38 protein-coding genes are annotated in these 24,148 nt (G+C 68.3%); all 38 read right to left on the bottom strand.

Annotation, left to right across the window (positions count from 1 at the left end; genetic code table 11):
* Window positions 1-439: 439 nt before the first annotated feature.
* On the bottom strand, window positions 440-1,276 hold the full coding sequence (truA, locus tag FB470_RS07620; RefSeq protein ID WP_306999126.1) for a tRNA pseudouridine(38-40) synthase TruA: 837 nt from the start codon (window positions 1,274-1,276) through the stop codon (window positions 440-442).
* Window positions 1,277-1,344: 68 nt separating this feature from the next.
* Entirely contained in the window at window positions 1,345-1,923 is a 579-nt protein-coding gene (rplQ, locus tag FB470_RS07625) for a 50S ribosomal protein L17 (protein WP_306989839.1), read from the bottom strand.
* Between the two features lie 79 nt (window positions 1,924-2,002).
* On the bottom strand, window positions 2,003-3,070 hold the full coding sequence (locus FB470_RS07630) for a DNA-directed RNA polymerase subunit alpha (RefSeq protein ID WP_306989841.1): 1,068 nt from the start codon (window positions 3,068-3,070) through the stop codon (window positions 2,003-2,005).
* Between the two features lie 115 nt (window positions 3,071-3,185).
* On the bottom strand, window positions 3,186-3,791 hold the full coding sequence (gene rpsD / locus FB470_RS07635) for a 30S ribosomal protein S4 (RefSeq protein ID WP_306989842.1): 606 nt from the start codon (window positions 3,789-3,791) through the stop codon (window positions 3,186-3,188).
* Window positions 3,792-3,814: 23 nt separating this feature from the next.
* Window positions 3,815-4,216, bottom strand: coding sequence for a 30S ribosomal protein S11 (gene rpsK / locus FB470_RS07640; RefSeq protein WP_017986633.1), 402 nt, complete (start codon window positions 4,214-4,216; stop codon window positions 3,815-3,817).
* Between the two features lie 15 nt (window positions 4,217-4,231).
* On the bottom strand, window positions 4,232-4,435 hold the full coding sequence (locus FB470_RS07645) for a hypothetical protein (protein ID WP_306989845.1): 204 nt from the start codon (window positions 4,433-4,435) through the stop codon (window positions 4,232-4,234).
* Window positions 4,432-4,812, bottom strand: a complete 381-nt coding sequence (rpsM, locus tag FB470_RS07650) for a 30S ribosomal protein S13 (RefSeq protein ID WP_017986631.1) — start codon at window positions 4,810-4,812, stop codon at window positions 4,432-4,434. The genes FB470_RS07645 and rpsM overlap by 4 nt, the downstream gene beginning before the upstream one ends.
* Window positions 4,813-5,020: 208 nt before the next feature.
* Window positions 5,021-5,134, bottom strand: coding sequence for a 50S ribosomal protein L36 (gene rpmJ / locus FB470_RS07655; RefSeq protein WP_092535219.1), 114 nt, complete (start codon window positions 5,132-5,134; stop codon window positions 5,021-5,023).
* Window positions 5,135-5,166: 32 nt separating this feature from the next.
* Window positions 5,167-5,388: a translation initiation factor IF-1 gene (gene infA, locus FB470_RS07660; RefSeq protein WP_005443304.1), complete on the bottom strand. Its 222-nt coding sequence runs from the start codon at window positions 5,386-5,388 to the stop codon at window positions 5,167-5,169.
* Between the two features lie 241 nt (window positions 5,389-5,629).
* Window positions 5,630-6,424 (bottom strand): type I methionyl aminopeptidase, encoded by a 795-nt coding sequence (gene map / locus FB470_RS07665; protein WP_306989859.1) that lies wholly within the window; start codon window positions 6,422-6,424, stop codon window positions 5,630-5,632.
* Between the two features lie 14 nt (window positions 6,425-6,438).
* Window positions 6,439-6,993, bottom strand: a complete 555-nt coding sequence (locus tag FB470_RS07670; RefSeq protein ID WP_306989861.1) for an adenylate kinase — start codon at window positions 6,991-6,993, stop codon at window positions 6,439-6,441.
* Window positions 6,990-8,297: a preprotein translocase subunit SecY gene (gene secY, locus FB470_RS07675; RefSeq protein WP_306999128.1), complete on the bottom strand. Its 1,308-nt coding sequence runs from the start codon at window positions 8,295-8,297 to the stop codon at window positions 6,990-6,992. The genes FB470_RS07670 and secY overlap by 4 nt, the downstream gene beginning before the upstream one ends.
* A gap of 392 nt (window positions 8,298-8,689) precedes the next feature.
* Window positions 8,690-9,487 carry a hypothetical protein gene (locus FB470_RS07680; RefSeq protein ID WP_306989862.1) on the bottom strand — a complete coding sequence of 266 codons (798 nt, stop codon included), beginning with the start codon at window positions 9,485-9,487 and terminating at the stop codon, window positions 8,690-8,692.
* A gap of 157 nt (window positions 9,488-9,644) precedes the next feature.
* On the bottom strand, window positions 9,645-10,091 hold the full coding sequence (gene rplO, locus FB470_RS07685; protein ID WP_306989863.1) for a 50S ribosomal protein L15: 447 nt from the start codon (window positions 10,089-10,091) through the stop codon (window positions 9,645-9,647).
* Window positions 10,088-10,273 carry a 50S ribosomal protein L30 gene (gene rpmD, locus FB470_RS07690; RefSeq protein ID WP_017986623.1) on the bottom strand — a complete coding sequence of 62 codons (186 nt, stop codon included), beginning with the start codon at window positions 10,271-10,273 and terminating at the stop codon, window positions 10,088-10,090. The genes rplO and rpmD overlap by 4 nt, the downstream gene beginning before the upstream one ends.
* 1 nt (window position 10,274) lies before the next feature.
* Window positions 10,275-10,904, bottom strand: coding sequence for a 30S ribosomal protein S5 (rpsE, locus tag FB470_RS07695; RefSeq protein WP_167100487.1), 630 nt, complete (start codon window positions 10,902-10,904; stop codon window positions 10,275-10,277).
* A gap of 37 nt (window positions 10,905-10,941) precedes the next feature.
* On the bottom strand, window positions 10,942-11,343 hold the full coding sequence (gene rplR / locus FB470_RS07700; protein WP_306989865.1) for a 50S ribosomal protein L18: 402 nt from the start codon (window positions 11,341-11,343) through the stop codon (window positions 10,942-10,944).
* 2 nt (window positions 11,344-11,345) lie between these two features.
* Window positions 11,346-11,885, bottom strand: coding sequence for a 50S ribosomal protein L6 (gene rplF, locus FB470_RS07705; RefSeq protein ID WP_017986620.1), 540 nt, complete (start codon window positions 11,883-11,885; stop codon window positions 11,346-11,348).
* Between the two features lie 17 nt (window positions 11,886-11,902).
* Window positions 11,903-12,301 (bottom strand): 30S ribosomal protein S8, encoded by a 399-nt coding sequence (rpsH, locus tag FB470_RS07710; protein ID WP_020417564.1) that lies wholly within the window; start codon window positions 12,299-12,301, stop codon window positions 11,903-11,905.
* A 74-nt stretch (window positions 12,302-12,375) separates the two neighbouring features.
* Window positions 12,376-12,561 (bottom strand): type Z 30S ribosomal protein S14, encoded by a 186-nt coding sequence (locus FB470_RS07715; protein ID WP_017986618.1) that lies wholly within the window; start codon window positions 12,559-12,561, stop codon window positions 12,376-12,378.
* On the bottom strand, window positions 12,561-13,124 hold the full coding sequence (rplE, locus tag FB470_RS07720; RefSeq protein ID WP_306989866.1) for a 50S ribosomal protein L5: 564 nt from the start codon (window positions 13,122-13,124) through the stop codon (window positions 12,561-12,563). The genes FB470_RS07715 and rplE overlap by 1 nt, the downstream gene beginning before the upstream one ends.
* The gene (rplX, locus tag FB470_RS07725) at window positions 13,124-13,438 is read right to left on the bottom strand and encodes a 50S ribosomal protein L24 (protein ID WP_017986616.1); all 315 of its coding nucleotides are present in this window, start codon (window positions 13,436-13,438) and stop codon (window positions 13,124-13,126) included. The genes rplE and rplX overlap by 1 nt, the downstream gene beginning before the upstream one ends.
* On the bottom strand, window positions 13,438-13,806 hold the full coding sequence (gene rplN, locus FB470_RS07730) for a 50S ribosomal protein L14 (RefSeq protein ID WP_017986615.1): 369 nt from the start codon (window positions 13,804-13,806) through the stop codon (window positions 13,438-13,440). Before rplN ends, rplX begins: the two co-directional genes overlap by 1 nt.
* An 82-nt stretch (window positions 13,807-13,888) precedes the next feature.
* Window positions 13,889-14,194: a 30S ribosomal protein S17 gene (rpsQ, locus tag FB470_RS07735; protein ID WP_020417563.1), complete on the bottom strand. Its 306-nt coding sequence runs from the start codon at window positions 14,192-14,194 to the stop codon at window positions 13,889-13,891.
* Window positions 14,194-14,442: a 50S ribosomal protein L29 gene (gene rpmC, locus FB470_RS07740; protein WP_017986613.1), complete on the bottom strand. Its 249-nt coding sequence runs from the start codon at window positions 14,440-14,442 to the stop codon at window positions 14,194-14,196. The genes rpsQ and rpmC overlap by 1 nt, the downstream gene beginning before the upstream one ends.
* Window positions 14,442-14,861 (bottom strand): 50S ribosomal protein L16, encoded by a 420-nt coding sequence (gene rplP, locus FB470_RS07745; RefSeq protein ID WP_179772135.1) that lies wholly within the window; start codon window positions 14,859-14,861, stop codon window positions 14,442-14,444. The genes rpmC and rplP overlap by 1 nt, the downstream gene beginning before the upstream one ends.
* A gap of 3 nt (window positions 14,862-14,864) precedes the next feature.
* Window positions 14,865-15,710, bottom strand: a complete 846-nt coding sequence (rpsC, locus tag FB470_RS07750) for a 30S ribosomal protein S3 (RefSeq protein ID WP_167100496.1) — start codon at window positions 15,708-15,710, stop codon at window positions 14,865-14,867.
* On the bottom strand, window positions 15,710-16,111 hold the full coding sequence (gene rplV, locus FB470_RS07755) for a 50S ribosomal protein L22 (RefSeq protein ID WP_306989869.1): 402 nt from the start codon (window positions 16,109-16,111) through the stop codon (window positions 15,710-15,712). Before rplV ends, rpsC begins: the two co-directional genes overlap by 1 nt.
* A gap of 31 nt (window positions 16,112-16,142) precedes the next feature.
* Window positions 16,143-16,424: a 30S ribosomal protein S19 gene (rpsS, locus tag FB470_RS07760; protein ID WP_017986609.1), complete on the bottom strand. Its 282-nt coding sequence runs from the start codon at window positions 16,422-16,424 to the stop codon at window positions 16,143-16,145.
* 18 nt (window positions 16,425-16,442) lie between these two features.
* A complete protein-coding gene (gene rplB, locus FB470_RS07765) occupies window positions 16,443-17,276 on the bottom strand; it encodes a 50S ribosomal protein L2 (RefSeq protein WP_306989871.1) in 834 nt (277 codons plus the stop codon).
* A gap of 15 nt (window positions 17,277-17,291) precedes the next feature.
* Window positions 17,292-17,603, bottom strand: coding sequence for a 50S ribosomal protein L23 (gene rplW, locus FB470_RS07770; protein WP_306989873.1), 312 nt, complete (start codon window positions 17,601-17,603; stop codon window positions 17,292-17,294).
* Window positions 17,600-18,286 (bottom strand): 50S ribosomal protein L4, encoded by a 687-nt coding sequence (gene rplD, locus FB470_RS07775; RefSeq protein WP_306989875.1) that lies wholly within the window; start codon window positions 18,284-18,286, stop codon window positions 17,600-17,602. The genes rplW and rplD overlap by 4 nt, the downstream gene beginning before the upstream one ends.
* On the bottom strand, window positions 18,283-18,939 hold the full coding sequence (gene rplC / locus FB470_RS07780; protein WP_306989877.1) for a 50S ribosomal protein L3: 657 nt from the start codon (window positions 18,937-18,939) through the stop codon (window positions 18,283-18,285). Before rplC ends, rplD begins: the two co-directional genes overlap by 4 nt.
* Before the next feature lie 31 nt (window positions 18,940-18,970).
* Window positions 18,971-19,276 carry a 30S ribosomal protein S10 gene (rpsJ, locus tag FB470_RS07785; RefSeq protein ID WP_003883485.1) on the bottom strand — a complete coding sequence of 102 codons (306 nt, stop codon included), beginning with the start codon at window positions 19,274-19,276 and terminating at the stop codon, window positions 18,971-18,973.
* A gap of 363 nt (window positions 19,277-19,639) precedes the next feature.
* On the bottom strand, window positions 19,640-20,833 hold the full coding sequence (gene tuf, locus FB470_RS07790) for an elongation factor Tu (RefSeq protein ID WP_017986604.1): 1,194 nt from the start codon (window positions 20,831-20,833) through the stop codon (window positions 19,640-19,642).
* A gap of 131 nt (window positions 20,834-20,964) precedes the next feature.
* Complete coding sequence (fusA, locus tag FB470_RS07795; protein ID WP_306990012.1) at window positions 20,965-23,064, bottom strand: elongation factor G; 2,100 nt, start codon at window positions 23,062-23,064, stop codon at window positions 20,965-20,967.
* Between the two features lie 64 nt (window positions 23,065-23,128).
* Window positions 23,129-23,599 (bottom strand): 30S ribosomal protein S7, encoded by a 471-nt coding sequence (gene rpsG, locus FB470_RS07800; protein WP_306990014.1) that lies wholly within the window; start codon window positions 23,597-23,599, stop codon window positions 23,129-23,131.
* Window positions 23,599-23,973: a 30S ribosomal protein S12 gene (gene rpsL / locus FB470_RS07805; protein ID WP_003102113.1), complete on the bottom strand. Its 375-nt coding sequence runs from the start codon at window positions 23,971-23,973 to the stop codon at window positions 23,599-23,601. Before rpsL ends, rpsG begins: the two co-directional genes overlap by 1 nt.
* Between the last annotated feature and the right edge of the window lie 175 nt (window positions 23,974-24,148).

Raw genomic sequence — 24,148 nt, forward strand, 5'->3', positions numbered from 1 at the left:
GGCGTGTCAAGGCGGGAAAGAGTACCTTGACACGCCTGATCGGCGACCAAAGGCGGGCTGAGGATCGGGGGCGGGGGAGGTCTGGGGAGGCCGTGTGTCGCCTGGCGTTGCCGGCCGGAGGTCTGGGAAGGCCGCACCTCGCCTGACGTCGCCGGCCGCCTGGGGGTGCGGGGAGGTCTGGGGAGGCCCGTGTGCCGGCTTGCGTTGCCGGCTGCCCGATCGCGCGTGGGGCGGGCGGCCGGACACGCGCTGCCTCGCCATGCGCCGCCGGGTCGGGCGTTGGGCGGGCGGGCCGGGCATGCGCTGGCTCTCCATGCGTTGCCGACCGCCGGGGTCGCGCGTGGCGACCGCCGGGCCGGGGCACGCGCTCGCCCTCCACGCACCGCCGTCCACAGATCAGCCCTGTCCTGTGGACAACTCCTGTGGATTGTGGATAACCCTAGGAGGCTTCGGACGCTGCGCGCATGTTGCGTGTCTGCTCCGCACGCGCTGCCAGTTCCGCGTCGGGTGGGTAGTCGACCCCGATCAGGGTCAGGCCGTGCGCCGGCGCCACCGCGCTGTCCCGCACTCCCCCGCGCAGCAGCTCGGCGGGCCAGGACACCGGGCGACGGCCGTCCCCCACCAAGAGCATCGCTCCGACCAGGCTGCGCACCATCGAGTGGCAGAAGGCATCCGCGGACACCTCAGCCTCCACCACATGCTTGTCGATCCGCCGCCAGGTGAACCGTTGCAGCTCGCGGATCGTCGTGCCGCCCGCGCGCTGCTTGCAGAACGCCGCGAAGTCCCGCAGGCCCAGCAGCGCCTCGGAAGCCTCGTTCATCGCCGTCAGCGACAGCGGCCTGCCCCACGCCAGGGTGTCGAACCGGCGCAACGGGTCGACACCCCATGGCGCGTCCGAGACCCGGTAGCGGTAGTGCCTGCGCACCGCGGAGAACCGGGCGTCGAACCCCTCCGGCGCGACCCGGGCGTCCAGCACCCGCACGTCACCGGGCAGGAACCGGTTCCAGCGGTGCCGCATGCGCTCCAGGTCCGGGATGCCCCGGGAATCCACGGCGATCCGCCCCACCGGGCCGGCCAGCGGCACCACGTCCACGTGCACGACCTGCCCGGTCGCGTGCACACCAGCGTCCGTGCGCCCCGCCACGACCACCGACTTGGGCACCGCGGCGCCGGGCGGCTGCTTCGCGAGCGCCTCCTCCAGCAACCCCTGGACCGTCCGGCGACCCGGCTGGCGCGCCCACCCCGAGAACTCCGTGCCGTCGTAACTGACGTCCAGGCGCAGACGAACGAGCCCGCCCTCCCCGGAGGGAGAAGCGGGCTCGTCGCCTGGAACGAACTCTGCCGTCAGGACTCGTCCTTCGTGGACTCGGCCGACGCGTCGTCCGCGCCCTCGGCCGGCGCGTCCGTGGCCTCGGTGGTGGCCGACTCGGGCGCCTCGGCGTCCTGGTCGGTCTCCTCGACCTTGGCCTCCTCGGCCTTGGTCTCCTCAGCCGCGGGCGAAGCCTCGGCGGTGTCCTTGGCCGCGAACTTCGTCTTGCGCGCCTTCTCGGCCTCCGAGGTGACGGTCTTCTCGGACACCAGCTCGATGACCGCCATCGGGGCGTTGTCGCCCTTGCGCGGCAGCGTCTTGGTGATCCGGGTGTAGCCGCCGTTGCGGTCCGCGAAGAACGGGCCGATCTCGGCCAGCAGCTTGTGAACCACGTCCTTGTCGCGGATCACGCGCTGGATCTGACGCCGGTTGTGCAGATCGCCGCGCTTCGCCTTGGTGATCAGCTTCTCGGCGAGCGGCCGCATCCGGCGGGCCTTGGCCTCGGTCGTGGTGATCTTGCCGTGCTCGAACAGCGACGTGGCGAGGTTCGCCATCATCAGCCGCTCGTGGGCCGCGGATCCACCGAGACGGGGGCCCTTCGTGGGGGTGGGCATTGCTTCTCCTCGTAAATCCGGCCGCTGGCAGGCCGGCGCCCGCCCCGCACGAGTCACTCAGCGGGGCGGGCCGCCGTCCTTACAGCTGCTCCGTCTCTGCGTAGTCCTGGCCGTCGTCGTGGCCGTTGTCCGACAGACCGCCGACACCCTCGGCGGACCAGCTCTCGCCGCCCTCGTAGGAGGCAGCCGCCGCGGTCGGGTCGAACCCGGGCGGGCTGTCCTTCAGCGAGAGGCCGAGGCCGACGAGCTTCATCTTGACCTCGTCGATCGACTTCGCGCCGAAGTTGCGGATGTCGAGCAGGTCGGCCTCGCTGCGCGAGACCAGTTCGCCGACCGTGTGGATGCCCTCGCGCTTGAGGCAGTTGTACGACCGGACCGTCAGGTCCAGGTCCTCGATCGGCATCGCGTAGGCGGCGATGGTGTCCGCCTCCTGCGGCGACGGCCCGATCTCGATGCCCTCGGCGTCGACGTTGAGCTCCCGGGCCAGACCGAACAGCTCGACCAGCGTCTTGCCGGCGGAGGCGACGGCGTCGCGCGGGGTGATCGACGGCTTGGTCTCGACGTCCAGGATCAGCTTGTCGAAGTCGGTGCGCTGCTCGACACGGGTCGCCTCGACCTTGTACGTCACCTTCAGCACCGGCGAGTAGATCGAGTCGACCGGGATCCGGCCGATCTCGGCACCCGCCTGCTTGTTCTGCTGGGCAGGCACGTAACCGCGGCCGCGCTCGACGACCAGTTCGATCTCCAGCTTGCCCTTGCCGTTCAGCGAGGCGATGTGCAGATCCGGGTTGTGCACGGTGACACCCGCGGGCGGAACGATGTCGGCCGCGGTGACCTCACCCGGGCCCTGCTTGCGCAGGTACATGGTGACGGGCTCGTCCTCCTCGGAGGACACGACCAGTTCCTTGAGGTTCAGGATGATATCGGTGACGTCTTCCTTCACCCCGGGGACCGTGGTGAATTCGTGCAGCACACCGTCGATGCGGATGCTGGTGACCGCCGCGCCCGGGATGGACGACAGCAGCGTGCGCCGCAGCGAGTTGCCGAGCGTGTACCCGAAGCCGGGCTCCAGCGGCTCGATGGTGAACCGGGACCGGGTCTCGTTGATCGGCTCCTCGCCGAGGGCCGGTCGCTGGGAAATCAGCACTTTCTTCTCTTCCTTTCCTGCCGGCGCCCGCCATATGACGCCGAAAGGGTGGCGAGGTGGCGGCGCACCTGTTGCGCCGCCACCGGACCGGGACCGGGCCGGGCCCGGTCGCCGATCACTTCGAGTAGTACTCGACGATCAGCTGTTCCTGGACCGGAACGTCGATCTGCGCCCGCTCCGGGAGCTGGTGCACCAGGATGCGGAGGTTGTTCTGCACGACCTGCAGCCAGCCGGGGATCGGCCGGTCGCCGAAGTTCTCCTTCGCGGCCACGAACGGCAGCATCTGGAGCGACTTCGGACGCACATCGATGATGTCGAACTTCTCGACCTGGTAGCTGGGGATGGTCACCTTGACGCCGTTGACGGTGAAGTGACCGTGTGCCACCAGCTGACGCGCCTGACGACGGGTCCGGGCCAGGCCGGCGCGGTACACGACGTTGTCCAGGCGGGACTCGAGGATCTGCAGCAGGTTCTCACCGGTCTTGCCGGGGCGCCGCGCGGCCTCCTTGTAGTAGCGGCTGAACTGCCGCTCGAGGACGCCGTACGTGTAGCGAGCCTTCTGCTTCTCCTGCAGCTGGAGCAGGTACTCGGACTCCTTGACCCGGCCGCGGCCGTGCTGGCCGGGCGGGTACGGGCGGCGCTCGAAAGCCTGGTCGCCGCCGACGAGGTCAACCTTGAGGCGCCGCGAGATGCGAGTCGCGGGGCCGGTGTAGCGAGCCATGTGTTGTTACTCCTCCCCGTTCCTCAGACCCGGCGCCGCTTGGGCGGGCGGCAGCCGTTGTGAGGCTGCGGGGTCACGTCCTGGATGGTGCCGACCTCGAGACCGGCGGCCTGCAGCGAGCGGATCGCCGTCTCCCGGCCGGAGCCCGGGCCCTTGACGAACACGTCGACCTTCTTCATCCCGTGCTCGGCGGCCTTGCGGGCCGCGTTCTCGGCGGCCATCTGGGCGGCGAACGGGGTGGACTTGCGGGAGCCCTTGAAGCCGACGTGGCCCGAGGAGGCCCACGAGATCACCGCACCGTTCGGGTCGGTGATCGACACGATGGTGTTGTTGAACGTGCTCTTGATGTGAGCGTGGCCGTGGGCCACGTTCTTCTTTTCCTTCCGCCGGACCTTCTTGGCCCCGGCGCGAGCCTTGGGTGGCATGGTGGGGTGCTTCTCCTAGCGCGAGTTGTCGGTCTGTGCGGCGGCAGCGGCGGCCTCGCGGGCCTCCCGCTGGCCACGCCGGATCAGTGAGCCGGCGTCGGTGTAGAGCTGGCGGAGCGCCATCGGGCGGGCGTACAGGGCCTTCGGCGAAACGCACGAATTGTTGCGGCGGCGCACCTGCCCGGCACCGGCCACGACCTTCTTGCCCTGGATGCTCACTTCTTGCCAGCCTTCTTCTTGCCGGCGACCGTCTTCTTCGGGCCCTTGCGGGTACGGGCGTTGGTCTTGGTCCGCTGACCGCGGACGGGCAGACCGCGGCGCCACCGCAGACCCTCGTAGCAGCCGATCTCGATCTTGCGACGGATGTCGGCCTGCACCTCGCGGCGGAGGTCACCCTCGACCTTGAAGTTCTCTTCGATGTGGTCCCGCAGCTTGACGAGGTCGTCGTCGGTCAGGTCGCGCACCCGGGTGTCCGGGTTCAGCGACGTGGCCGCGATGAGCTCCTTCGAGCGGGTACGGCCGATGCCGTAGATGTAGGTCAGCGCGATCTCCAACCGCTTCTCGCGGGGGAGGTCTACGCCGGCGAGTCGTGCCATGGCGCTTGATGCTCCTTCTGGTGAATCGTTGCTCCAGGTGTTCTCCCCGCCCGGTCCCGGGACCGACTCGCATGTCGTCCGGAGCACTTGCGTGTCCGGTGTCCCGGCCCCGGCCTGGAGTCCGGGGGTCGGCCGGATCGCTCACGCGACCCGGCAGGTGCGGGGAGGGTGTTCAGCTGTCCGTCCGCTCCGCGGGTGCGAGCGGTGATCAGCCCTGCCGCTGCTTGTGCCGCAGGTTCTCGCAGATCACCATGATGCGTCCGTGGCGACGGACGATCTGGCACTTGTCGCAGATCTTCTTGACGCTTGGCTGGACCTTCACGTCTCCTGCTTCCTTATGCGTTGCTCACCGTGTCACTTGTAGCGGTAGACAATGCGACCGCGAGACAGGTCGTACGGCGACAACTCGACGACCACCCGGTCCTCCGGGAGGATGCGGATGTAGTGCTGCCGCATCTTGCCGCTGATGTGTGCCAGGACCTTGTGACCGTTCTCCAACTCGACTCGGAACATCGCGTTGGGGAGTGGCTCGATGACCCGACCCTCGACCTCGATGGCCCCGTCTTTCTTAGCCATGTCCTCCGCGTTTCGTGACTTGGTGGAGCAGCCGATCGGCTTCTCTGGGTGTACCGGCGCACACGCCACCCCGACCCCGAGAACCCGAGCATTTACGAGCACGCTGGAACCGGCGTGATGACTACGCCGACTAGACAGTGTACGCAGCCTGTGTCGCACCTCGCGAGGCGGGGTGATGTGTGGTAGACAACGCCACCCGCCACGGTACGCCTGTTCACCCCGCCGGGGGTGAAACCGCAGGTCAGGAGCCTTCCGGCAGGGTGAGGACGCGCGGACCGTCGTCGGTGATGGCGACGGTGTGCTCCCAGTGGGCGGCGCGCGAGCGGTCCGCGGTGATGACGGTCCAGCCGTCCTCGAGCTCGATGGTCTCGGCGCTGCCGCCGGTCAGCATCGGCTCGATCGCCAGGGCCATGCCGGGCTTGAGCTTCGGGCCCCGGCCGGGCTTGCCGACGTTCGGCAGGAACGGCTCCATGTGCATCTCGGTCCCGATGCCGTGCCCGCCGTACTCGACGATCTGGCCGTAGTCGATGCCGTCCGCCGCGGACGACGTCTCGGCCGAGGACTGCACGGCGTGCGAGATGTCGGTGAGCCGGGCGCCGGGCACGGCGGCCTCGATGCCGGCGAGCATCGCGGCACGGGTGGCCGCCGACAACGCCTGGTCGGCGGCCGACACGGTCCCGATGGCCAGGGTGACGGCGGAATCACCGTGCCAGCCGTCGAGGATGGCGCCGCAGTCGACGGACAGCAGGTCGCCGTCGGCGAGCACCGTGCTCTTCGCCGGGATGCCGTGCACGACCTGCTCGTTCACCGATGCGCAGATCGAGGCCGGGAAGCCGTGGTAGCCCTTGAACGAGGGCACCGCGCCCGCGGCCCGGATGGTCTGCTCGGCGATCTCGTCGAGGTCGGCCGTGCTGACCCCGGGCTTCGCGGCCTCGGCGACCGCCGCGAGGGTACGGGCCACCACGATCCCGGCGGCCCGCATCGCGTCGAGCTCGCCGGGCGTCTTGATCTCGATACCGCGGTGGCGGCGGAGCACGGAGGGCACCAGGTTCACGCGCGCGCGTCGAGTGCGTTCACGATGCGCGAGGACACCTCGTCGACCTCGCCGACGCCGTCGACCTTCACCAGGATGTCCCGGTAGTAGTCGAGCAGCGGGGCGGTCTCCGACTGGTAGACCTGCTGACGACGGCGGATGACCTCTTCGGTGTCGTCCGTGCGGCCGCGGCCCAGCAGCCGCTCGACCAGGACGTCCTCCGGCACGTCGAGCTGGATGACGGCGTCGAGCTCGCTGTCGGTCTCGGCCAGCATCTCGCCGAGCACCTCGGCCTGCTTGGTGTTGCGCGGGAACCCGTCCAGCAGGAAGCCGGCCTTGGTGTCCGCCTCGGCCAGGCGCTCGCGGACCATCTCGTTGGTCACGCTGTCCGGGACCAGCTCGCCCGAGTCGAGGTAGCGCTTCGCCTCCTCGCCCAGCGGCGTCTGCTCGGCCACGTGGGCGCGGAACAGGTCACCGGTGGAGATGTGCGGGATGGAGAGCCGCTGCGACAGCGCTACCGCCTGAGTACCCTTTCCTGCTCCGGGCGGGCCGACAAGAACCAGGCGCGTCATCGCAAGAACCCTTCGTAATTCCGCTGCATCAGCTGGCTTTCGATCTGCTTCACCGTGTCGAGGCCGACGCCGACCATGATCAGCACCGCGGTGCCGCCGAACGGGAAGTTCTGGTTGTTGCCCTGCTGCGTGATGGACAGGAAGAAGTTCGGGAGGATCGCGATGATGCCCAGGTAGATCGAACCCGGGAAGGTGATCCGGCCGAGTACGAAGCTCAGGTACTCGGCGGTCGGCCGGCCGGGACGGATGCCCGGGATGAAGCCGCCGAACTTCTTCATCTCCTCCGCGCGCTCATCCACGTTGAACGTGATGGTGATGTAGAAGTACGTGAAGAAGATGATCAGCGCGAAGTACAGCAGGATGTGCACCCAGCTGGACTGGTTGACCACGTACGTCTGCAGGAACGCCTGCCAGCCCGAGGCCGTGGTCGGGTCGCCGAACAGCCGGCTGATGAGGTCGGGCAGGTAGAGCAGCGACGAGGCGAAGATGACCGGGATGACACCGGCCTGGTTCACCTTGATCGGCAGGTAGGTCGACGTGCCGCCGTACATCCGGCGGCCGATCATGCGCTTGGCGTACTGCACCGGGATCCGGCGCTGGCCCTGCTCGACGAAGATGACGCTGGCGATGATCACCAGACCGAACACGCAGACGAGGGCGAAGACGAGACCGCCCTGGCCGTCGAGGATGTTCTTGCCCTCGGCCGGGATCCGGGCCGCGATGTTCAGGAAGATCAGCACCGACATGCCGTTGCCGACGCCGCGCTCGGTGATGAGCTCACCCAGCCACATCATCACCGCGGTGCCCGCCGTCATCGTGACGACGATCAGCGCCAGCGAGAAGATGCTGTTGTCCGGGATGATCGACTGCGCGCAGTTCGGGAACAGCTGGCCGCGGTCGGCCAGCGCCACCACACCGGTCGCCTGCAGGATCGCCAGCGCGATCGTCAGGTAACGGGTGTACTGCGTCAGCTTGTTCTGGCCGGCCTGGCCTTCCTTCTTCAGCTCCTCGAACCGCGGGATGACGACGGTGAGCAGCTGGATGATGATGCTGGCCGTGATGTACGGCATGATGCCGGTCGAGAAGATCGACAGCTGCAGGAGCGCCCCGCCGCTGAACAGGTTCAGCAGGGAGTAGATGCCGGACTGGTCGGCACCGGCCTGGCAGGCCTGCACATTGGGATAGGAGACCCCGGGCGCCGGAGTGACGGCACCGATCCGGTACACGGCCACGATCAACAGCGTGAACAGGATCTTCTTGCGCAGGTCCGGCGTGGCGAGAGCCGAGCGGAAGGCGCTGAGCACGCGGGGGACCTCCTCGGCGTCGCCGGTGGGTGTCACCGGCGATCGGCTTGGCCGGCACGCTGGCCGGCAGGAACACCATGTCGCTGGCAAGCCAGCAGCGCTACGGGCATGGTCGACCCGCAGCGCGTCGCCCGACTTTAACAGCCGGGCGTTGGAGGGTTGTGAGGTAGGCCGTGTTATGCGCCCGAGCCCGCCGGCGCGCCTGTCCCGCGGAGCAGGACGACCGCCGCGCTGCGGCCCGCGTTCTCACCTGCGAGCCGCCTCCTTGACGGCACCACTCAGGACCGGTGGGGCGACGCGACGCGAACCGGGCCAGGCGGCGTGGGACGTTGCGGGGTGCCGCCGCCGCGGCACCACACCCGAGCGCGGCGGCGGAGGCGCTGTGCTGCCCGCTAGGAGGCGCGGTGGTCGTCTGGCGGGGGTGGGTCCCGGGGCGGCTCCCCCAGCGGCTCCGGCCGCCTCACCGCCGGGGGCGGGGCCTGCCTGGCCTGGTACGGCTCGCCGCCGGGCCAGTGCAGTGCGGGGGCCGGGAACTGGGGGCCGGGCCGTTCGGCCTGCGGCGCCGGAAATCCGTAGCGCGGCGTGGTCAGGTCGGCGCTGCGCGGGCGACGGGACCGCGCCGCGGCCAGGATCGTCGCCACGATGGCCAGCGCCGTGGCACCCGCGACGAGCCAGAACCCGAGCCCGAAGCTGCTCGCCGTGGTGATCCCCGCCTGCTCGATCGGCCGGAAGCTCGCGCGCAGGCTCAGCGCCTGCAGGACCAGCGACAAGGTGGTCGCGGCGAGGAAACCGGTCCCGATGCCGGTCACCAGCGCCGCAGCGAACTTGCTGCCCGCGGACGAAGCCCGGCGTGCCGCGGCGACCCCCATCACCGCCGCCACCAGCAACAACAGTCCCGCGCCGGCAAGGGCCCAGCCGTTGCGCACCGGCTCGCCGAACGCGCTCGCCGGCGTGCCGGGCTCGGCCGGGGACGAGACGTTCAGGCCCCAGCCGGTCACCGCCAGCCTCAGCCGCAACTGCTCCCCCAGCCGCACCTCGCCGGTGAACAACTCCAGGAACGTCGCGGTGATCGCGGCCGCCGCGGCGAGCAGTGCCAGTACCGCGCCCACCACCCGCCTGCCGTGCCAGCCGGGCACGCGGTGCGGCACGGGCTCATATCCCAGGGGAGGTGGTGCCGCCGGGAACGACATCGTCCGATGGTGGCACCGTCACGCCGTGACACGCGTCACGAGAGCGTCACGATCCCCGCGCCACGGGCGGATGGAGCAAGCGGCGCCGCCGACCGGGGGCACGAACGACAACGGCCCGCCGGTCGCAGTGACCGGCGGGCCGTTGTCGTCGAGAGAATCAGAGCTCGGTGGCCGTGCCGCCGGCCGCCTCGAGCTTCTCCTTCGCGGACGCGGAGAACTTGTCGGCGGTGACGTTCAGCTTGACACCGTTCAGGTCGCCGTTGCCGAGGACCTTGACGAGCTCGTTCTTGCGGACCAGGCCGCGCTCGACCAGCTGCTCCTTGGTGACGTCGCCACCGTCCGGGAAGACCCGGGCGATGTCGCCGACGTTCACCGGCTGGTACTCGGTGCGGAACCGGTTCTTGAACCCACGCAGCTTCGGCAGCCGCATGTGGATGGGCATCTGCCCACCCTCGAACCCGGCGGGCACGTTCTTCCGGGCCTTGGTGCCCTTCGTACCGCGACCGGCGGTCTTGCCCTTCGAACCCTCACCACGACCGACGCGGATCTTGTCCCGCTTCGCGCCCGGGGCCGGGCGCAGGTGGTGGATCTTGATGGCCGTCATGCCTGGACCTCCTCAACCGTCACGAGGTGGCGGACGGTGTGGATCAGACCGCGGACCTCCGGGGTGTCCTCGCGCACCACGGACTGCCGGATCTTGCGCAGCCCGAGGGTCCGCAGGGACTCCCGGTGGTTGTGCTTGGTACCGATCTTGCTCTTGACCTGGGTCACCTTGAGCTGAGCCATGTCAGACCCCCTGTCCCGCACGCTGACGCAGCATCCGGGCCGGGGCGACGTCCTCGAGCGGCAGACCGCGACGAGCGGCCACCTCCTCCGGACGCTGGAGCCCCTTCAGGGCCGCCACGGTCGCGTGCACGATGTTGATCGCGTTGTCCGAGCCGAGCGACTTCGACAGCACGTCGTGCACGCCCGCGCACTCCAGCACCGCACGCACCGGGCCACCGGCGATGACACCGGTACCGGCGCTGGCGGGACGGAGCAGGACCACACCGGCGGCCTCCTCACCCTGGATCGGGTGCGGGATGGTGCCGGCGATCCGGGGAACGCGGAAGAAGTTCTTCTTCGCTTCCTCGACGCCCTTGGCGATGGCCGCGGGAACTTCCTTGGCCTTGCCGTAGCCGACGCCGACCTGACCGTCGCCGTCACCGACGACCACCAGGGCGGTGAAGCTGAAGCGACGACCACCCTTCACGACCTTGGCGACGCGGTTGATCGCGACGACGCGCTCGAGGTGCGGGGTCTTCTCCTGGCCGGCCCCGCCACGGCCACCGTCGCGACGGTCGCGGCGGTCACGACGGTCGCGGTCGTTGCCGCCCGGACCGCCCTGCCCACCGGACTGCCGTGTACGTCCCGGCATCAGGCTTTCCTTCCATTCGCGAGCTTGTGCATGGTTCTCAGAACTCCAACCCCGCCTCGCGAGCGGCGTCGGCCAGCGCGGCGATGCGGCCGTGGTAGCGGTTGCCACCGCGGTCGAACACGACACTGGAGATGCCCGCATCCTTCGAGCGGGCGGCCACGAGCTCGCCGACCTTGGCGGCCTTGGCCTTCTTGTCGCCCTCGAGCGCACGCACGTCGGCCTCGAGGCTCGACGCGGAGGCCAGGGTGTGCCCGGCCACGTCGTCGATCACCTGGACCGTGATGTGCCGCGAGGACCGGTGGATGACCAGCCGGGGCCGCTGCGCGGACCCGGTGACCTTCTTGCGAAGCCGGAAGTGACGGCGCGCCTTCGCGACGCGGCGCCGGGTCGAGATGTCCTTGCCGACCGGCTTCCGCTTCTTCGTTGCCGTTTCGCTCATGATCACTTACCCGTCTTTCCGACCTTGCGACGGATGCGCTCACCTTCGTAGCGCAGCCCCTTGCCCTTGTACGGGTCCGGACGGCGGAGCCGGCGGATCACCGCGGCGATCTGGCCGACCTTCTGCTTGTCGATGCCGGACACCGAGAACCGGGTCGGGGTCTCGACCTTGAAGGTGATGCCTTCCGGCGCCTCGATCAGCACGGGGTGGCTGTAGCCGAGGGCGAACTCGAGGTTGCTGCCCTTGGCCTGGACGCGGTAACCGACACCGTGGATCTCGAGCTTCTTCTCGTAACCCTCGGTCACACCCACGACCAGGTTGTTGACCAGCGTGCGGGTCAGACCGTGCAGCGCACGGCTCTCCCGCTCGTCGTCCGGGCGCTTGACCAGCAGCGCACCGTCCTCACCGCGCTCGACCGTGATCGGCTCGGCGACAGTGTGGGAAAGGGTGCCCTTGGGACCCTTCACCGAGATGTTCTGGCCGTCGATGGTCACCTCGACCCCGGAAGGGACGGTGATCGGCTGCTTACCGATGCGCGACATGCCTGCTCTCCCTTCCGTTACCAGACGTAGGCGAGGACTTCCCCGCCCACACCGTTGCGCTTGGCCTGCCGGTCGGTCTGAAGGCCGCCCGACGTCGAGATGATCGCGATGCCCAGCCCGCCCAGCACGCTCGGCAGCTCGGTCGACTTGGCGTACACCCGCAGACCCGGCTTGGACACCCGGCGCAGACCGGCGATGCTGCGCTCGCGGTTGCGGCCGTACTTCAGTTCCACGATGAGGTTCTTGTGCTTCTCACCCGGCTCGTCCCGGTAGCCCGAGATGTAACCCTCGCGCTTGAGGATCTCGGCGATGTTCGCCTTGAGCTTCGAGTGCGGAACCACGACCTCGTCGTGATACGCCGAGTTGGCGTTGCGCAGACGTGTCAGGAAGTCTGCGATGGGGTCGGTCATCGTCATGGTGACCTTCAACCTTTCTCGCCTGGTTCCCCCTCTTCAGAGGGCCTGTGGCGAAGTGGGAGCTTCTGTCGTTCCTACCAGCTGGACTTCGACACACCGGGCAGCTCGCCCGCGTGCGCCATCTCGCGCAGGCAAACCCGGCACAGTCCGAACTTGCGGAACACCGAGTGGGGCCGGCCGCACTTGTTGCAGCGCGTGTAGGCACGCACCTTGAACTTCGGCTTGCGGGCCGCCTTGGCGATCAGAGCCTTCTTGGCCATCAGTTCTCCTTGAACGGGAAGCCGAGCTTGCGGAGCAGTGCGCGGCCCTCGTCGTCGGTGGTAGCGGTGGTGACAACGGTGACGTCCATGCCGCGCGGGCGGTCGATGGAGTCGGGGTCGATCTCGTGGAACATCGACTGCTCGTTGAGACCGAAGGTGTAGTTGCCGTTGCCGTCGAACTGCTTGGCCGACAGCCCGCGGAAGTCACGGATACGCGGCAGCGCGATGGTCAGCAGCCGGTCCAGGAACTCCCACATGCGGTCGCCGCGCAGGGTCACGCGCGCACCGATCGGCTGGCCCTCGCGCAGCTTGAACTGCGCGATGGACTTGCGCGCCCGGCGCACCTCGGGCTTCTGACCGGTGATGGCCGCGAGGTCGCGGATCGCACCGTCGATCAGCTTGCTGTCCCGCGCGGCGTCGCCGACGCCCATGTTGACGACGACCTTGACCACGCCCGGGATCTGGTGGACGTTCTCGTAGCCGAACTCGCCACGGAGCTCGCCCTTGATCTCTTCGCGGTACCGCGTCTTCAACCGCGGCACGATCTTCTCTGCGGTCGTCATCAGATGTCCTTACCGGTCCGGCGCGAGATGCGAACCTTCTTGCCGTCCTCGCCGATGCGGTAGCCCACGCGGGTCGGCTTGCCGTCGGAGTCCACGACCATCACGTTCGACACGTGGATCGGGGCCTCCTGGGTCACGATGCCGCCGGACTGCGCGCCGCGCTGGGTCTGCGAGATCCGGGTGTGCTTCTTGATCCGGTTCACGCCCTCGACCAGCACCCGCTGGCGCTCCGGGTAGGCCTTGATGACCTTGCCCTTGGCGCCCTTGTCCTTACCGGCGATGACGACGACCGTGTCGCCCTTCTTCACCTTCATCAGAGCACCTCCGGCGCCAGCGAGATGATCTTCATGAACTTGCGGTCACGCAGCTCGCGGCCGACCGGGCCGAAGATGCGGGTACCGCGCGGCTCGTTGTCGTTCTTGATGAGCACCGCGGCGTTCTCGTCGAACTTGATGTAGGAGCCGTCCGGGCGACGCCGCTCCTTCGTCGTGCGGACGACGACGGCCTTGACCACGTCACCCTTCTTCACCCCGGCAGCCGGGATGGCGTCCTTGACGGTGGCGACGATGATGTCGCCGATACCCGCGTAGCGCCGTCCCGAGCCACCGAGCACGCGGATGCAGAGGATCTCCTTGGCACCCGTGTTGTCGGCGACTCGCAGCCGCGACTCCTGCTGGATCACGTCAACTCCTGTATGTCGCGCCGGTTCTCACCCGTTTGCGATGAGCCTGGCGGAACGGAGGAGGCCCGAGGTGGGCCTCCGATTACTTGGCCTTCTCCACGATCCGCACGAGCCGCCACCGCTTGGTGGCCGAGGTCGGGCGGGTCTCCATGAGGATCACGCGGTCACCGATGCCGGCGGTGTTCTCCTCGTCGTGCGCCTTCACCTTGCTGGTGGAGCGGAGAACCTTGCCGTAACGGCGGTGCTTCTTGCGGTCCTCGAGCTCGACCACGATCGTCTTGTCCATCTTGTCCGAGACGACGTAGCCCTCGCGGACCTTCCGGTAGTTGCGACCGGACTCGGCACTCTGCACCGGCTGCGCGGCGAGCTCTGGGGTCTGCTCACTCATCAGGCAGCACCTTCTTCATTCTCGGCGTCGGGGGAAACGGACAGGCCGAGCTCGCGCTCCCGCATGACCGTGTAGATCCGAGCGATGTCGGCACGGACGGTGCGGAGGCGGCGGTTGTTGTCCAGCTGCCCGGTGGCCATCTGGAAGCGGAGGTTGAACAGCTCCTCCTTGGCCTCCTTCAGGCGCAGCACGAGCTCCTCGTTGGTGAGCTCACGCAGCTCTGCGGCGGCGACACCAGCCTGCGCCATCAGAACTCACCACCTTCACGGGTCACGATGCGGCACTTCATGGGCAGCTTGTGGATCGCGCGGCGCAGCGCCTCGCGGGCCTGGGTCTCGTTCGGGAAGCTCAGCTCGAACATGACGCGGCCCGGCTTGACGTTGGCGACCCACCACTCGGGCGAACCCTTACCGGAACCCATGCGGGTTTCGGCCGGCTTCTTGGTGAGCGGGCGGTCCGGGAAGATGTTGATCCACACCTTGCCGCCACGCTTGATGTGCCGGGTGATGGCGATACGAGCGGACTCGATCTGCCGGTTGGTCACGTAGTGGTGCTCAAGCGCCTGGATGCCGTACTCACCGAAGGTGACCTTCGTGCCGCCCTTGGCGGCACCGGAACGCTTCGGCGAGTGCTGCTTGCGGTGCTTGACCTTGCGTGGGACGAGCACGCCTCAGCCCTCCGTCTTCTCGGCCGCGTCCGGCGAGCCCTGCGCGGGCGCCTCGCTGGTCGCGACATCCGTGTCGGCCTTCGCGGCGGCAGCGGCGCGGCCGGCTTCGGTCGAGGTCGGCGTCGTGCCCTGCGCGCCGGACCGGCGCGGGCGCGACGGACGCTCCCGGCGCGGACGCTCGTTGGCGGCCGCGGCGTCCCGCTCGGCCTTGGCCTTCAGGCCGCCGACCAGGTCGCCCTTGTAGATCCACACCTTCACGCCGATGCGGCCGAAGGTGGTGCGGGCCTCGAAGAAGCCGTAGTCGATGTCCGCGCGCAGCGTGTGCAGCGGGACCCGGCCGTCGCGGTAGTGCTCCGACCGCGACATCTCGGCACCGCCGAGACGGCCGCTGCACTGCACGCGGATGCCCTTGACCTGCGACGAGCGCATGGTCGTCTGGATCGCCTTGCGCATCGCGCGGCGGAACGCCACGCGGTTGGACAGCTGCTCGGCGACACCCTGCGCGACGAGCTGGGCGTCGGCCTCGGGGTTCTTGACCTCGAGGATGTTCAGCTGCACCTGCTTGCCGGTCAGCTTCTCCAGCGAGCCGCGGATCCGGTCGGCCTCCGCACCGCGGCGGCCGATCACGATGCCCGGGCGCGCGGTGTGGATGTCGACGCGCACGCGGTCACGGGTGCGCTCGATCTCGACCTTGGAGATGCCGGCGCGCTCCATGCCCGTGGAGAGCAGCTTGCGGATCTTGACGTCCTCGGCCACGTACTCCGCGTACTGCTTGTCGGCGTACCAGCGCGACTTCCAGTCCGTGGTGATTCCCAGCCGGAAGCCGTGCGGGTTGATCTTCTGGCCCACTAGCGGCCACCTGCCTTCTTCTTACCGCTCTTCTTCGCTTCCGGACGCGAAACGACCTCGACCGTGATGTGGCTGGTCCGCTTGCGGATCCGGTACGCACGGCCCTGGGCGCGCGGCTGGATGCGCTTGAGGGTCGGCCCCTCGTCGGCGTACGCGTTCTTGACGAACAGCGTGTCCGGGTCCAGGTTGAGGTTGTTCTCAGCGTTGGCCACGGCGCTCGCGAGCACCTTCGCCACCGGCTGGCTCGCCGCGTACGGCGAGAACCGGAGCACGGCGAGGGCTTCGGCGGCGCTAAGACCCTTGATCAGCTCGATCACCCGGCGCACCTTCGTCGGCGAGTCCCGGACGAAGCGAGCCCGCGCCACGGCCACCTGGGCCGGAGCGGTTTCTGGGGCTGTCATCGCTTGCTTTCCCTAACTCTCGTGTGCCCGCTCAGCGGCGGCGCGACTTCCGGTCATCCTTGACGTGACCCTTGAAGGTCCGCGTCGGGGCGAACTCGCCGAGCTTGTGGCCCACCATGGCCTCGCTGACGAACACCGGCACGTGCTTGCGGCCGTCGTGCACCGCGATGGTGTGACCCAGCATGTCCGGGATGATCGTGGACCGGCGGGACCACGTCTTGATCACGGTCTTCTTGCCCGACTCGTTGAGCGCGTCCACCTTCTTGAGCAGGTGGTCGTCCACGAACGGGCCCTTCTTAAGGCTGCGCGGCATGTTCTCTTACCTCCCTGCTCAGCGCTTCTTGCCGGTACGCCGGCGGCGGACGATCAGTGCGTCGGACGGCTTGCGACGGCGGGTGCGGCCCTCCGGCTTGCCGTTCGGGTTGACCGGGTGGCGGCCACCCGAGGTCTTGCCCTCACCACCACCGTGCGGGTGGTCGACCGGGTTCATGACGACACCGCGGACGGTCGGGCGCTTGCCGCGCCAGCGGTTGCGGCCCGCCTTGCCCCAGTTGATGTTGGCGTGCTCGGAGTTGCCGACCTCGCCGACCGTGGCGCGGTTGCGCACGTCCACGTTGCGGATTTCGCCCGAGGGCATCCGCAGCTGGGCGTACGGACCGTCCTTGGCCACCAGCTGCACGCGGGCACCGGCCGAGCGGGCGATCTTCGCGCCGCCACCGGGGCGCAGCTCGATCGCGTGCACCACGGTGCCGACCGGGATGTTGCGCAGCGGCAGGTTGTTGCCCGGTTTGATGTCGGCGCGCGGGCCGCTCTCCACCTTGTCGCCCTGCTTGAGCTTGTCGGGGGCGATGATGTAGCGCTTCTCGCCGTCGACGTAGTGCAGCAGCGCGATGCGGGCGGACCGGTTCGGGTCGTACTCGATGTGCGCGACCTTGGCCGGGATGCCGTCCTTGTCGTTGCGCCGGAAGTCGATGACCCGGTAGGCCCGCTTGTGGCCGCCACCCTTGTGCCGGGTGGTGATCTTGCCCGAGGAGTTGCGGCCGCCGCTCTTGCTCAGCGGGCGCAGCAGCGACTTCTCCGGCTCCGACCGGGTGATCTCGGCGAAGTCCGACACGCTCGAGCCACGGCGGCCCGGAGTCGTCGGCTTGTACTTACGAATACCCATGACAGCTTCCGTCCCTTACGCGGCGGGTCCGCCGAAGATCTCGATCGGCTTGCTCTCGGCGGACAGCGTCACGACGGCGCGCTTGACGTCCTTGCGCTTGCCGAAGCCGTAGCGGGTCCGCTTGCGCTTGCCCTGCCGGTTCAGCGTGTTCACGCTGACGACCTTGACGCCGAAGATCTGCTCGACGGCGATCTTGATCTGCGTCTTGTTGGCGTCCGGCCGGACCACGAACGTGTACTTGTGGTCCTCGAGGAGCCCGTAGGACTTCTCGGAGATCACCGGCGCGAGCACGATGTCACGAGGGTCCGGGATGGCAACGCTGCTCACTGCGCTTCACTCCCTTCAACCTCACTCGACCGCGCGGAAGCCTTGGCCGCCTTGCCCTTGACCGGGCCGGCGATGAAGGCGTCGTACGCGGCCTTGGTGAACACCACGTCGTCGTTGACCAGCACGTCGTAGGTGTTGAGCTGGTCCGGGTTGATCAGGTGCACGTTCGGCAGGTTGCGGGCCGACAGCCAGCCCTGCTCGTCCTCGCGGTGCAGCACGACCAGCAGGCGCTTGGCCTGGGTCACGGCGGCGAGGGCCTGCTTCGCCTCCTTGGTGGAGGGCTTCTCGCCCGACACCAGCTCGGTGATGACGTGCACCTGGCCGGCGCGCGCCCGGTCGGAGAGGGCACCGCGCAGGGCGGCGGCCTTCATCTTCTTCGGGGTGCGCTGGGTGTAGTCGCGCGGCGTGGGGCCGTGGACGGTGCCACCACCGGCGAACTGCGGGGCGCGGGTCGAACCCTGGCGGGCGCGGCCGGTGCCCTTCTGGCGGTACGGCTTCTTGCCGCCACCGGAGACCTCACCGCGGGTCTTCGTGTCGTGCGTGCCCTGGCGCGCGGCGGCCTGCTGGGCCACCACGACCTGGTGCATCAGCGGCACGTTGGCCTGCACGTCGAAGATGTCGGCGGGGAGCTCGACGGTGCCCTCGGCGCTGCCGGCCGGGGTCTTCAGCTCGACGCTGGTCATGCGGTCGCACCACCCTTCGCGGCGGTCTTGACGAAGACGAGGCTGCCCTTGGGGCCGGGGACGGCACCCTTGATGAGCAGCAGGCCCTCTTCGGCGCGCACGTCGTGGACGGTCAGGCCCTGCGTGGTGACCCGGGCGCCGCCCATGCGGCCGGCCATCCGCAGGCCCTTGAACACGCGGCCCGGGGTGGCGCAGCCACCGATCGAGCCGGGGGCGCGGTGCTTGGCCTGGTTACCGTGGCTGGCGCCCTGGCCCTTGAAGCCGTGGCGCTTCATGACACCGGCGTAGCCCTTGCCCTTGCTGGTGCCCGTGACGTCGACGCGGGAGCCGGCCGGGAACACCTCGGCGGTGATCTCCTGGCCGACCTCGTAGCTTTCGGCGTCGGTCGTGCGCAGCTCGGCCAGGAACCGCCGCGGGGTCACGCCCGCCTTCTGGAAGTGGCCGGTCTCGGGCTTGTTGACCTTGCGCGGGTCGACGGCGCCGAAAGCCAGCTGGACGGCCTGGTAGCCGTCGTTGTCCTGGGTACGGATCTGGGTCACCACGTTCGGCCCGGCCTGGACGACGGTCACCGGCACGATCCGGTTGTCCTCGCCGAAGACCTGGGTCATGCCGAGCTTGGTGCCCAGGATGCCCTTTACTTGCCTGTCAGACATGAGTCTCTTATCTCCGCCGCTCGCCCAACGCTTACTGGATGTTGACGTCGACGCTCGCCGGGAGGTCGATGCGCATGAGCGCGTCGACCGTCTTCGGCGTCGGGTCGAGGATGTCGATCAGCCGCTTGTGCGTGCGCATCTCGAAGTGCTCGCGCGAGTCCTTGTACTTGTGCGGCGAGCGGATGACGCAGTAAACGTTCTTCTCGGTGGGCAGCGGCACAGGTCCGACGACCGAGGCGCCGGTGCGCGTCACCGTCTCGACGATCTTGCGCGCGCTGGCATCGATCGCCTCGTGGTCGTAGGCCTTGAGCCTGATGCGGATCTTCTGTCCCGCCATGGTCGCAGCTCGTTCCTTCGTCTTGTGCCGCTATCTCTACCGGCACTTTCGCGCCGGTTTCCGCACGTCAACGCCCTCGCGTCCGATCCACGCGGTCGGGCGTGTCGCGCCCGCTGCGCAGACTGATCCCGTAGCAGGAATCGTCGTCGTGCCGGTTGGTCTTCACCGCGAGACGGCCGTGCCGGCCATCTGCGCGCCCGTGCTCTCCCCCTGGGATACCCACGGACCAAGGCCACTCGCGCCGGGGCGGCCGAATCTGCGAGAGATATCGGCCGCCCCGCAACGAGCAACTCAACTAGTGTCGCACACGTGGTTCCACAACCCGGCCCCGGGGTGCTATAAGCCTCCCGGGGCCGGATGGAATCACTTGATGATCTTGGTGACCTGGCCAGCGCCGACGGTCCGGCCACCCTCACGGATGGCGAACCGCAGACCCTCGTCCATGGCGACCGGCTGGATGAGCTGCACCTTGATCTCGGTGTTGTCACCCGGCATGACCATCTCGGTGCCCTCGGGGAGGGTGACGACACCGGTCACGTCGGTCGTGCGGAAGTAGAACTGCGGGCGGTAGTTGTTGAAGAACGGCGTGTGCCGGCCACCCTCGTCCTTGGACAGGATGTAGACCGAGCCCTCGAACTCCGTGTGCGGAGTCGTGGTGCCGGGCTTCACGACGACCTGGCCGCGCTCGACGTCCTCGCGCTTGATGCCACGCAGCAGCAGACCGACGTTGTCACCGGCCTGGCCCGAGTCGAGCAGCTTGCGGAACATCTCGACACCGGTGACGGTGGTCTTGGTCGACTTCTCGCGGATACCCACGATCTCGACCTCTTCGTTGACGTTGATCTGGCCGCGCTCCACACGACCGGTCACGACGGTGCCGCGGCCGGTGATGGTGAAGACGTCCTCGATCGGCATCAGGAACGGCTTGTCGAGGTCACGCACCGGGTCCGGCACGTTGTCGTCGACGGCCTGCATGAGCTCGAGAACCGACTCGGCCCACTTGGCGTCGCCCTCGAGGGCCTTGAGGCCGGAGACCTTGACCACGGGGGCGTCGTCGCCGGGGAACTCCTGCGAGGACAGCAGCTCGCGGACCTCCAGCTCGACGAGCTCGAGGATCTCCTCGTCGTCGACCATGTCGGCCTTGTTCAGCGCCACCACGATGTAGGGCACGCCGACCTGGCGGGCGAGCAGCACGTGCTCGCGGGTCTGCGGCATCGGGCCGTCGGTCGCGGCGACCACCAGGATCGCGCCGTCCATCTGGGCGGCACCGGTGATCATGTTCTTGATGTAGTCCGCGTGACCGGGGGCGTCCACGTGGGCGTAGTGACGCTTCTCGGTCTGGTACTCGACGTGCGAGATGTTGATCGTGATACCGCGCTGCTTCTCTTCCGGCGCGTTGTCGATCTGGTCGAACGCCCGGGACTCGTTGAGCTCCGGGTACTTGTCGTGCAGAACCTTGGTGATCGCCGCGGTCAGCGTGGTCTTGCCGTGGTCGACGTGACCGATGGTCCCGATGTTGACGTGCGGCTTGCTCCGCTCGAACTTCGCCTTCGCCACTGGAATGTCCTCCTGGACTCTTGCTTTGCTTCACCGGCCGACGTGGCTTAGTCGGACAGCGACTCAATCTGGTCGGTTGTGCGGACCTTAGGGGAGGCCCCGTTCGCGCCCGCGTTGGGTGCTCGAGGGCGTTACTCCCCCGTCGCCTTCGCGATGATCTCCTTCGCGACGTTCGAGGGAACCTCGGCGTAGGAGTCGAACGTCATCGAGTAGTTCGCCCGACCCTGGGTCCTGGACCGCAGGTCGCCGACGTACCCGAACATCTCGGACAGCGGAACCAGTGCCTTCACGACTCGGGTGCCTGCCCGCTCGTCCATGGCCTGGATCTGGCCACGGCGAGAGTTGAGGTCGCCGATGACGTCACCCATGTAGTCCTCGGGGGTGGTCACCTCGACGGCCATGACCGGCTCGAGCAGAACCGGGCTGGCCTGGCGCGCGGCCTCCTTGAGCGCCATGGAACCGGCGATCTTGAAGGCCATTTCCGACGAGTCGACCTCGTGGTACGCACCGTCCAACAGGGTCACCTTCAGCCCGACCAGCGGGTATCCGGCGAGGACACCGTACTGCATGGCGTCCTGGGCACCGGCGTCCACCGACGGGATGTACTCCCGCGGCACGCGGCCACCGGTGACCTTGTTGTCGAACTCGTAGAGGGCGCCGTCGCCAGTGGACAGCGGCTCCAGCTTGATGATCACGCGCGCGAACTGACCGGAGCCACCGGTCTGCTTCTTGTGCGTGTACTCGTACTTCTCGACCGTGCGGCGGATCGTCTCGCGGTAGGCGACCTGCGGCTTACCGATGTTCGCCTCGACCTTGTAGTCGGACTTCATGCGGTTCACCAGCACCTCGAGGTGCAGCTCGCCCATGCCCGCGATGATCGTCTGGCCGGTCTCCTCGTCCAGCTGGACCTGGAAGGTGGGGTCCTCCTCGGCCAGCTTCTGGATCGCGGTCGACAGCTTCTCCTGGTCGGCCTTCGTCTTGGGCTCGATGGCCACCTTGATGACCGGCTCCGGGAAGGTCATCGACTCGAGCACGATCGGGTTCTGCGGGTCGCACAGGGTGTCACCGGTCGTGGTGTCCTTGAGGCCGATGACCGCGTAGATGTGGCCGGCCTGGGCCTCGTCGACCGGGTTCTCCTTGTTGGAGTGCATCTGGAAGAGCTTCCCGATGCGCTCCTTGCGCTCCTTGGTCGAGTTGATGACCTGCGCGCCGGCGGCGACCTTGCCCGAGTACACCCGGACGTAGGTCAGCTTGCCGAAGAACGGGTGCGCGGCGATCTTGAACGCCAGTGCGGCGAACGGCTCCTCGACGGACGGCTTCCGCGACGCGGGGGTCTCACCGTCGGTGAGGGTGCCCTCGACGGCCGGGACGTCCAGCGGCGACGGCAGGTAGTCGATCACCGCGTCGAGCATGGGCTGCACGCCCTTGTTCTTGAACGCGGAGCCGCACAGCACCGGGTACGCCTCGCGGGCGACCGTCAGCTTGCGGATACCGGCCTTGATGTCGGCCTCGGACAGCTCCTCGCCGCCGAAGTACTTCTCCATCAGGGCGTCGTCGGTCTCCGCGACGGCCTCGATCAGCTTGTCGCGGTACTCGGCGGCCTTCTCGGCGAGGTCGGCCGGGATCTCCTCGACCTCGTAGTCCTCGCCCTTCTTGACCTCACCGCGCCAGGTCAGCGCCTTCATGCGGACCAGGTCGATGACGCCCTGGAAGTCGCTCTCGGCGCCGATCGGCAGCTGGATCACCAGCGGGCGGGCGCCGAGGCGCTCCTCGATGGTGCGCACGGTGAAGTAGAAGTCCGCGCCCAGCTTGTCCATCTTGTTGACGAAGCAGATGCGCGGAACCTCGTACTTGTCGGCCTGGCGCCAGACCTGCTCGGACTGGGGCTCCACACCCTCCTTGCCGTCGAAGACGGCAACGGCACCGTCGAGCACCCGCAGCGAACGCTCCACCTCGACGGTGAAGTCGACGTGGCCGGGGGTGTCGATGATGTTGATCTGGTGGTCGGCCCAGAAGGTGGTGGTGGCAGCCGAGGTGATGGTGATACCCCGCTTCTGCTCCTCCTCCATCCAGTCCATCGTCGCGGCGCCGTCGTGCACCTCGCCGATCTTGTAGTTGATCCCGGTGTAGAACAGGATCCGCTCGGTGGTGGTGGTCTTACCGGCGTCGATGTGAGCCATGATGCCGATGTTGCGGACCTTGTTCAGGTCGGTCAGCACGTCGCGTGCCACTGCACTGTTCCCCTGTCTCGAAGCTTGGGGCCCGGCCTGGCTTGTCTCGGCAGCCGGGCTACGTTCACCACCGGTAGTGGGCGAACGCCTTGTTGGACTCGGCCATCTTGTGGGTGTCCTCGCGGCGCTTCACGCTGGCCCCGAGGCCGTTGCTCGCATCGAGCAGCTCGTTCTGCAGGCGCTCGATCATCGTCTTCTCGCGGCGGGCGCGGGAGAAGGTGACGATCCACCGCAGCGCAAGGGTCGTCGAGCGGCCCGGCTTGACCTCGATCGGCACCTGGTAGGTGGCACCACCGACGCGGCGGCTCTTCACCTCGATGCTCGGCTTCACGTTGTCCAGCGCACGCTTGAGCGTGACGACGGGGTCCGTGCCGGTCTTCTCGCGGGCGCCTTCCAGCGCGCCGTAGACGATGCGCTCGGCCAGCGAGCGCTTGCCGTCGGTCAGCACCTTGTTGATCAGCTGCGTGACCAGCGGAGAACCGTAAACCGGGTCGGAGATCAGCGGCCGCTTCGGGGCCGGACCCTTGCGGGGCATTAGCTCTTCTCCTTCTTCGCGCCGTACCGGCTGCGCGCCTGCTTGCGGTTCTTCACGCCCTGCGTGTCGAGCGAACCGCGGATGATCTTGTAGCGAACACCGGGCAGGTCCTTCACACGGCCGCCGCGCACGAGCACCATCGAGTGCTCCTGCAGGTTGTGACCCTCGCCCGGGATGTAGGCGGTGACCTCGATGCCGCTGGTCAGCTTCACACGCGCGACCTTGCGCAGCGCCGAGTTCGGCTTCTTGGGCGTCGTGGTGTACACGCGGGTGCACACGCCACGCCGCTGCGGACTCCCCTTGAGGGCCGCGGTCTTCTGCTTGGCAGCCTTGTCCTGGCGGCCCTTGCGGACCAGCTGCTGGATCGTGGGCAATGGACCAGCCTTCTGTCGCGTATTGCTTGTTCCGTCTGTGTTCTCCCCGGCCCCCGAGGTCGGGCGTGTCGGCCCGCGTCTGGGTCTGTCGACCGCTAACGTTCCCTCGGATTTCCGTGGATCTCCGCTTCGCCGCGGCCGTCGCCACGGTGCCGCAGCACCCCGCTTGGCCGAA

Source organism: Amycolatopsis thermophila (assembly GCF_030814215.1).
GTDB classification, from domain to species: domain Bacteria; phylum Actinomycetota; class Actinomycetes; order Mycobacteriales; family Pseudonocardiaceae; genus Amycolatopsis_E; species Amycolatopsis_E thermophila.

Bases quoted from the DNA above. Each gene is read 5' to 3' on its own strand.
- rplQ (WP_306989839.1), bottom strand. From the start codon at position 1,923: ATGCCCACCCCCACGAAGGGCCCCCGTCTCGGTGGATCCGCGGCCCAC.
- rpsD (WP_306989842.1), bottom strand. From the start codon at position 3,791: ATGGCTCGCTACACCGGCCCCGCGACTCGCATCTCGCGGCGCCTCAAG.
- rpsK (WP_017986633.1), bottom strand. From the start codon at position 4,216: ATGCCACCCAAGGCTCGCGCCGGGGCCAAGAAGGTCCGGCGGAAGGAA.
- rpsM (WP_017986631.1), bottom strand. From the start codon at position 4,812: ATGGCACGACTCGCCGGCGTAGACCTCCCCCGCGAGAAGCGGTTGGAG.
- infA (WP_005443304.1), bottom strand. From the start codon at position 5,388: ATGGCTAAGAAAGACGGGGCCATCGAGGTCGAGGGTCGGGTCATCGAG.
- FB470_RS07670 (WP_306989861.1), bottom strand. From the start codon at position 6,993: ATGACGCGCCTGGTTCTTGTCGGCCCGCCCGGAGCAGGAAAGGGTACT.
- FB470_RS07680 (WP_306989862.1), bottom strand. From the start codon at position 9,487: ATGTCGTTCCCGGCGGCACCACCTCCCCTGGGATATGAGCCCGTGCCG.
- rplO (WP_306989863.1), bottom strand. From the start codon at position 10,091: ATGACGGCCATCAAGATCCACCACCTGCGCCCGGCCCCGGGCGCGAAG.
- rpmD (WP_017986623.1), bottom strand. From the start codon at position 10,273: ATGGCTCAGCTCAAGGTGACCCAGGTCAAGAGCAAGATCGGTACCAAG.
- rpsE (WP_167100487.1), bottom strand. From the start codon at position 10,904: ATGCCGGGACGTACACGGCAGTCCGGTGGGCAGGGCGGTCCGGGCGGC.
- rplR (WP_306989865.1), bottom strand. From the start codon at position 11,343: ATGAGCGAAACGGCAACGAAGAAGCGGAAGCCGGTCGGCAAGGACATC.
- rplF (WP_017986620.1), bottom strand. From the start codon at position 11,885: ATGTCGCGCATCGGTAAGCAGCCGATCACCGTCCCTTCCGGGGTCGAG.
- rpsH (WP_020417564.1), bottom strand. From the start codon at position 12,301: ATGACGATGACCGACCCCATCGCAGACTTCCTGACACGTCTGCGCAAC.
- FB470_RS07715 (WP_017986618.1), bottom strand. From the start codon at position 12,561: ATGGCCAAGAAGGCTCTGATCGCCAAGGCGGCCCGCAAGCCGAAGTTC.
- rplE (WP_306989866.1), bottom strand. From the start codon at position 13,124: ATGACGACCGCAGAGAAGATCGTGCCGCGGTTGAAGACGCGGTACCGC.
- rplX (WP_017986616.1), bottom strand. From the start codon at position 13,438: ATGAAGGTGAAGAAGGGCGACACGGTCGTCGTCATCGCCGGTAAGGAC.
- rpsQ (WP_020417563.1), bottom strand. From the start codon at position 14,194: ATGAGTGAGCAGACCCCAGAGCTCGCCGCGCAGCCGGTGCAGAGTGCC.
- rpmC (WP_017986613.1), bottom strand. From the start codon at position 14,442: ATGGCGCAGGCTGGTGTCGCCGCCGCAGAGCTGCGTGAGCTCACCAAC.
- rplV (WP_306989869.1), bottom strand. From the start codon at position 16,111: ATGACAGCCCCAGAAACCGCTCCGGCCCAGGTGGCCGTGGCGCGGGCT.
- rpsS (WP_017986609.1), bottom strand. From the start codon at position 16,424: ATGCCGCGCAGCCTTAAGAAGGGCCCGTTCGTGGACGACCACCTGCTC.
- rplB (WP_306989871.1), bottom strand. From the start codon at position 17,276: ATGGGTATTCGTAAGTACAAGCCGACGACTCCGGGCCGCCGTGGCTCG.
- rplD (WP_306989875.1), bottom strand. From the start codon at position 18,286: ATGACCAGCGTCGAGCTGAAGACCCCGGCCGGCAGCGCCGAGGGCACC.
- rplC (WP_306989877.1), bottom strand. From the start codon at position 18,939: ATGTCTGACAGGCAAGTAAAGGGCATCCTGGGCACCAAGCTCGGCATG.
- rpsJ (WP_003883485.1), bottom strand. From the start codon at position 19,276: ATGGCGGGACAGAAGATCCGCATCAGGCTCAAGGCCTACGACCACGAG.
- rpsG (WP_306990014.1), bottom strand. From the start codon at position 23,599: ATGCCCCGCAAGGGTCCGGCCCCGAAGCGGCCGCTGATCTCCGACCCG.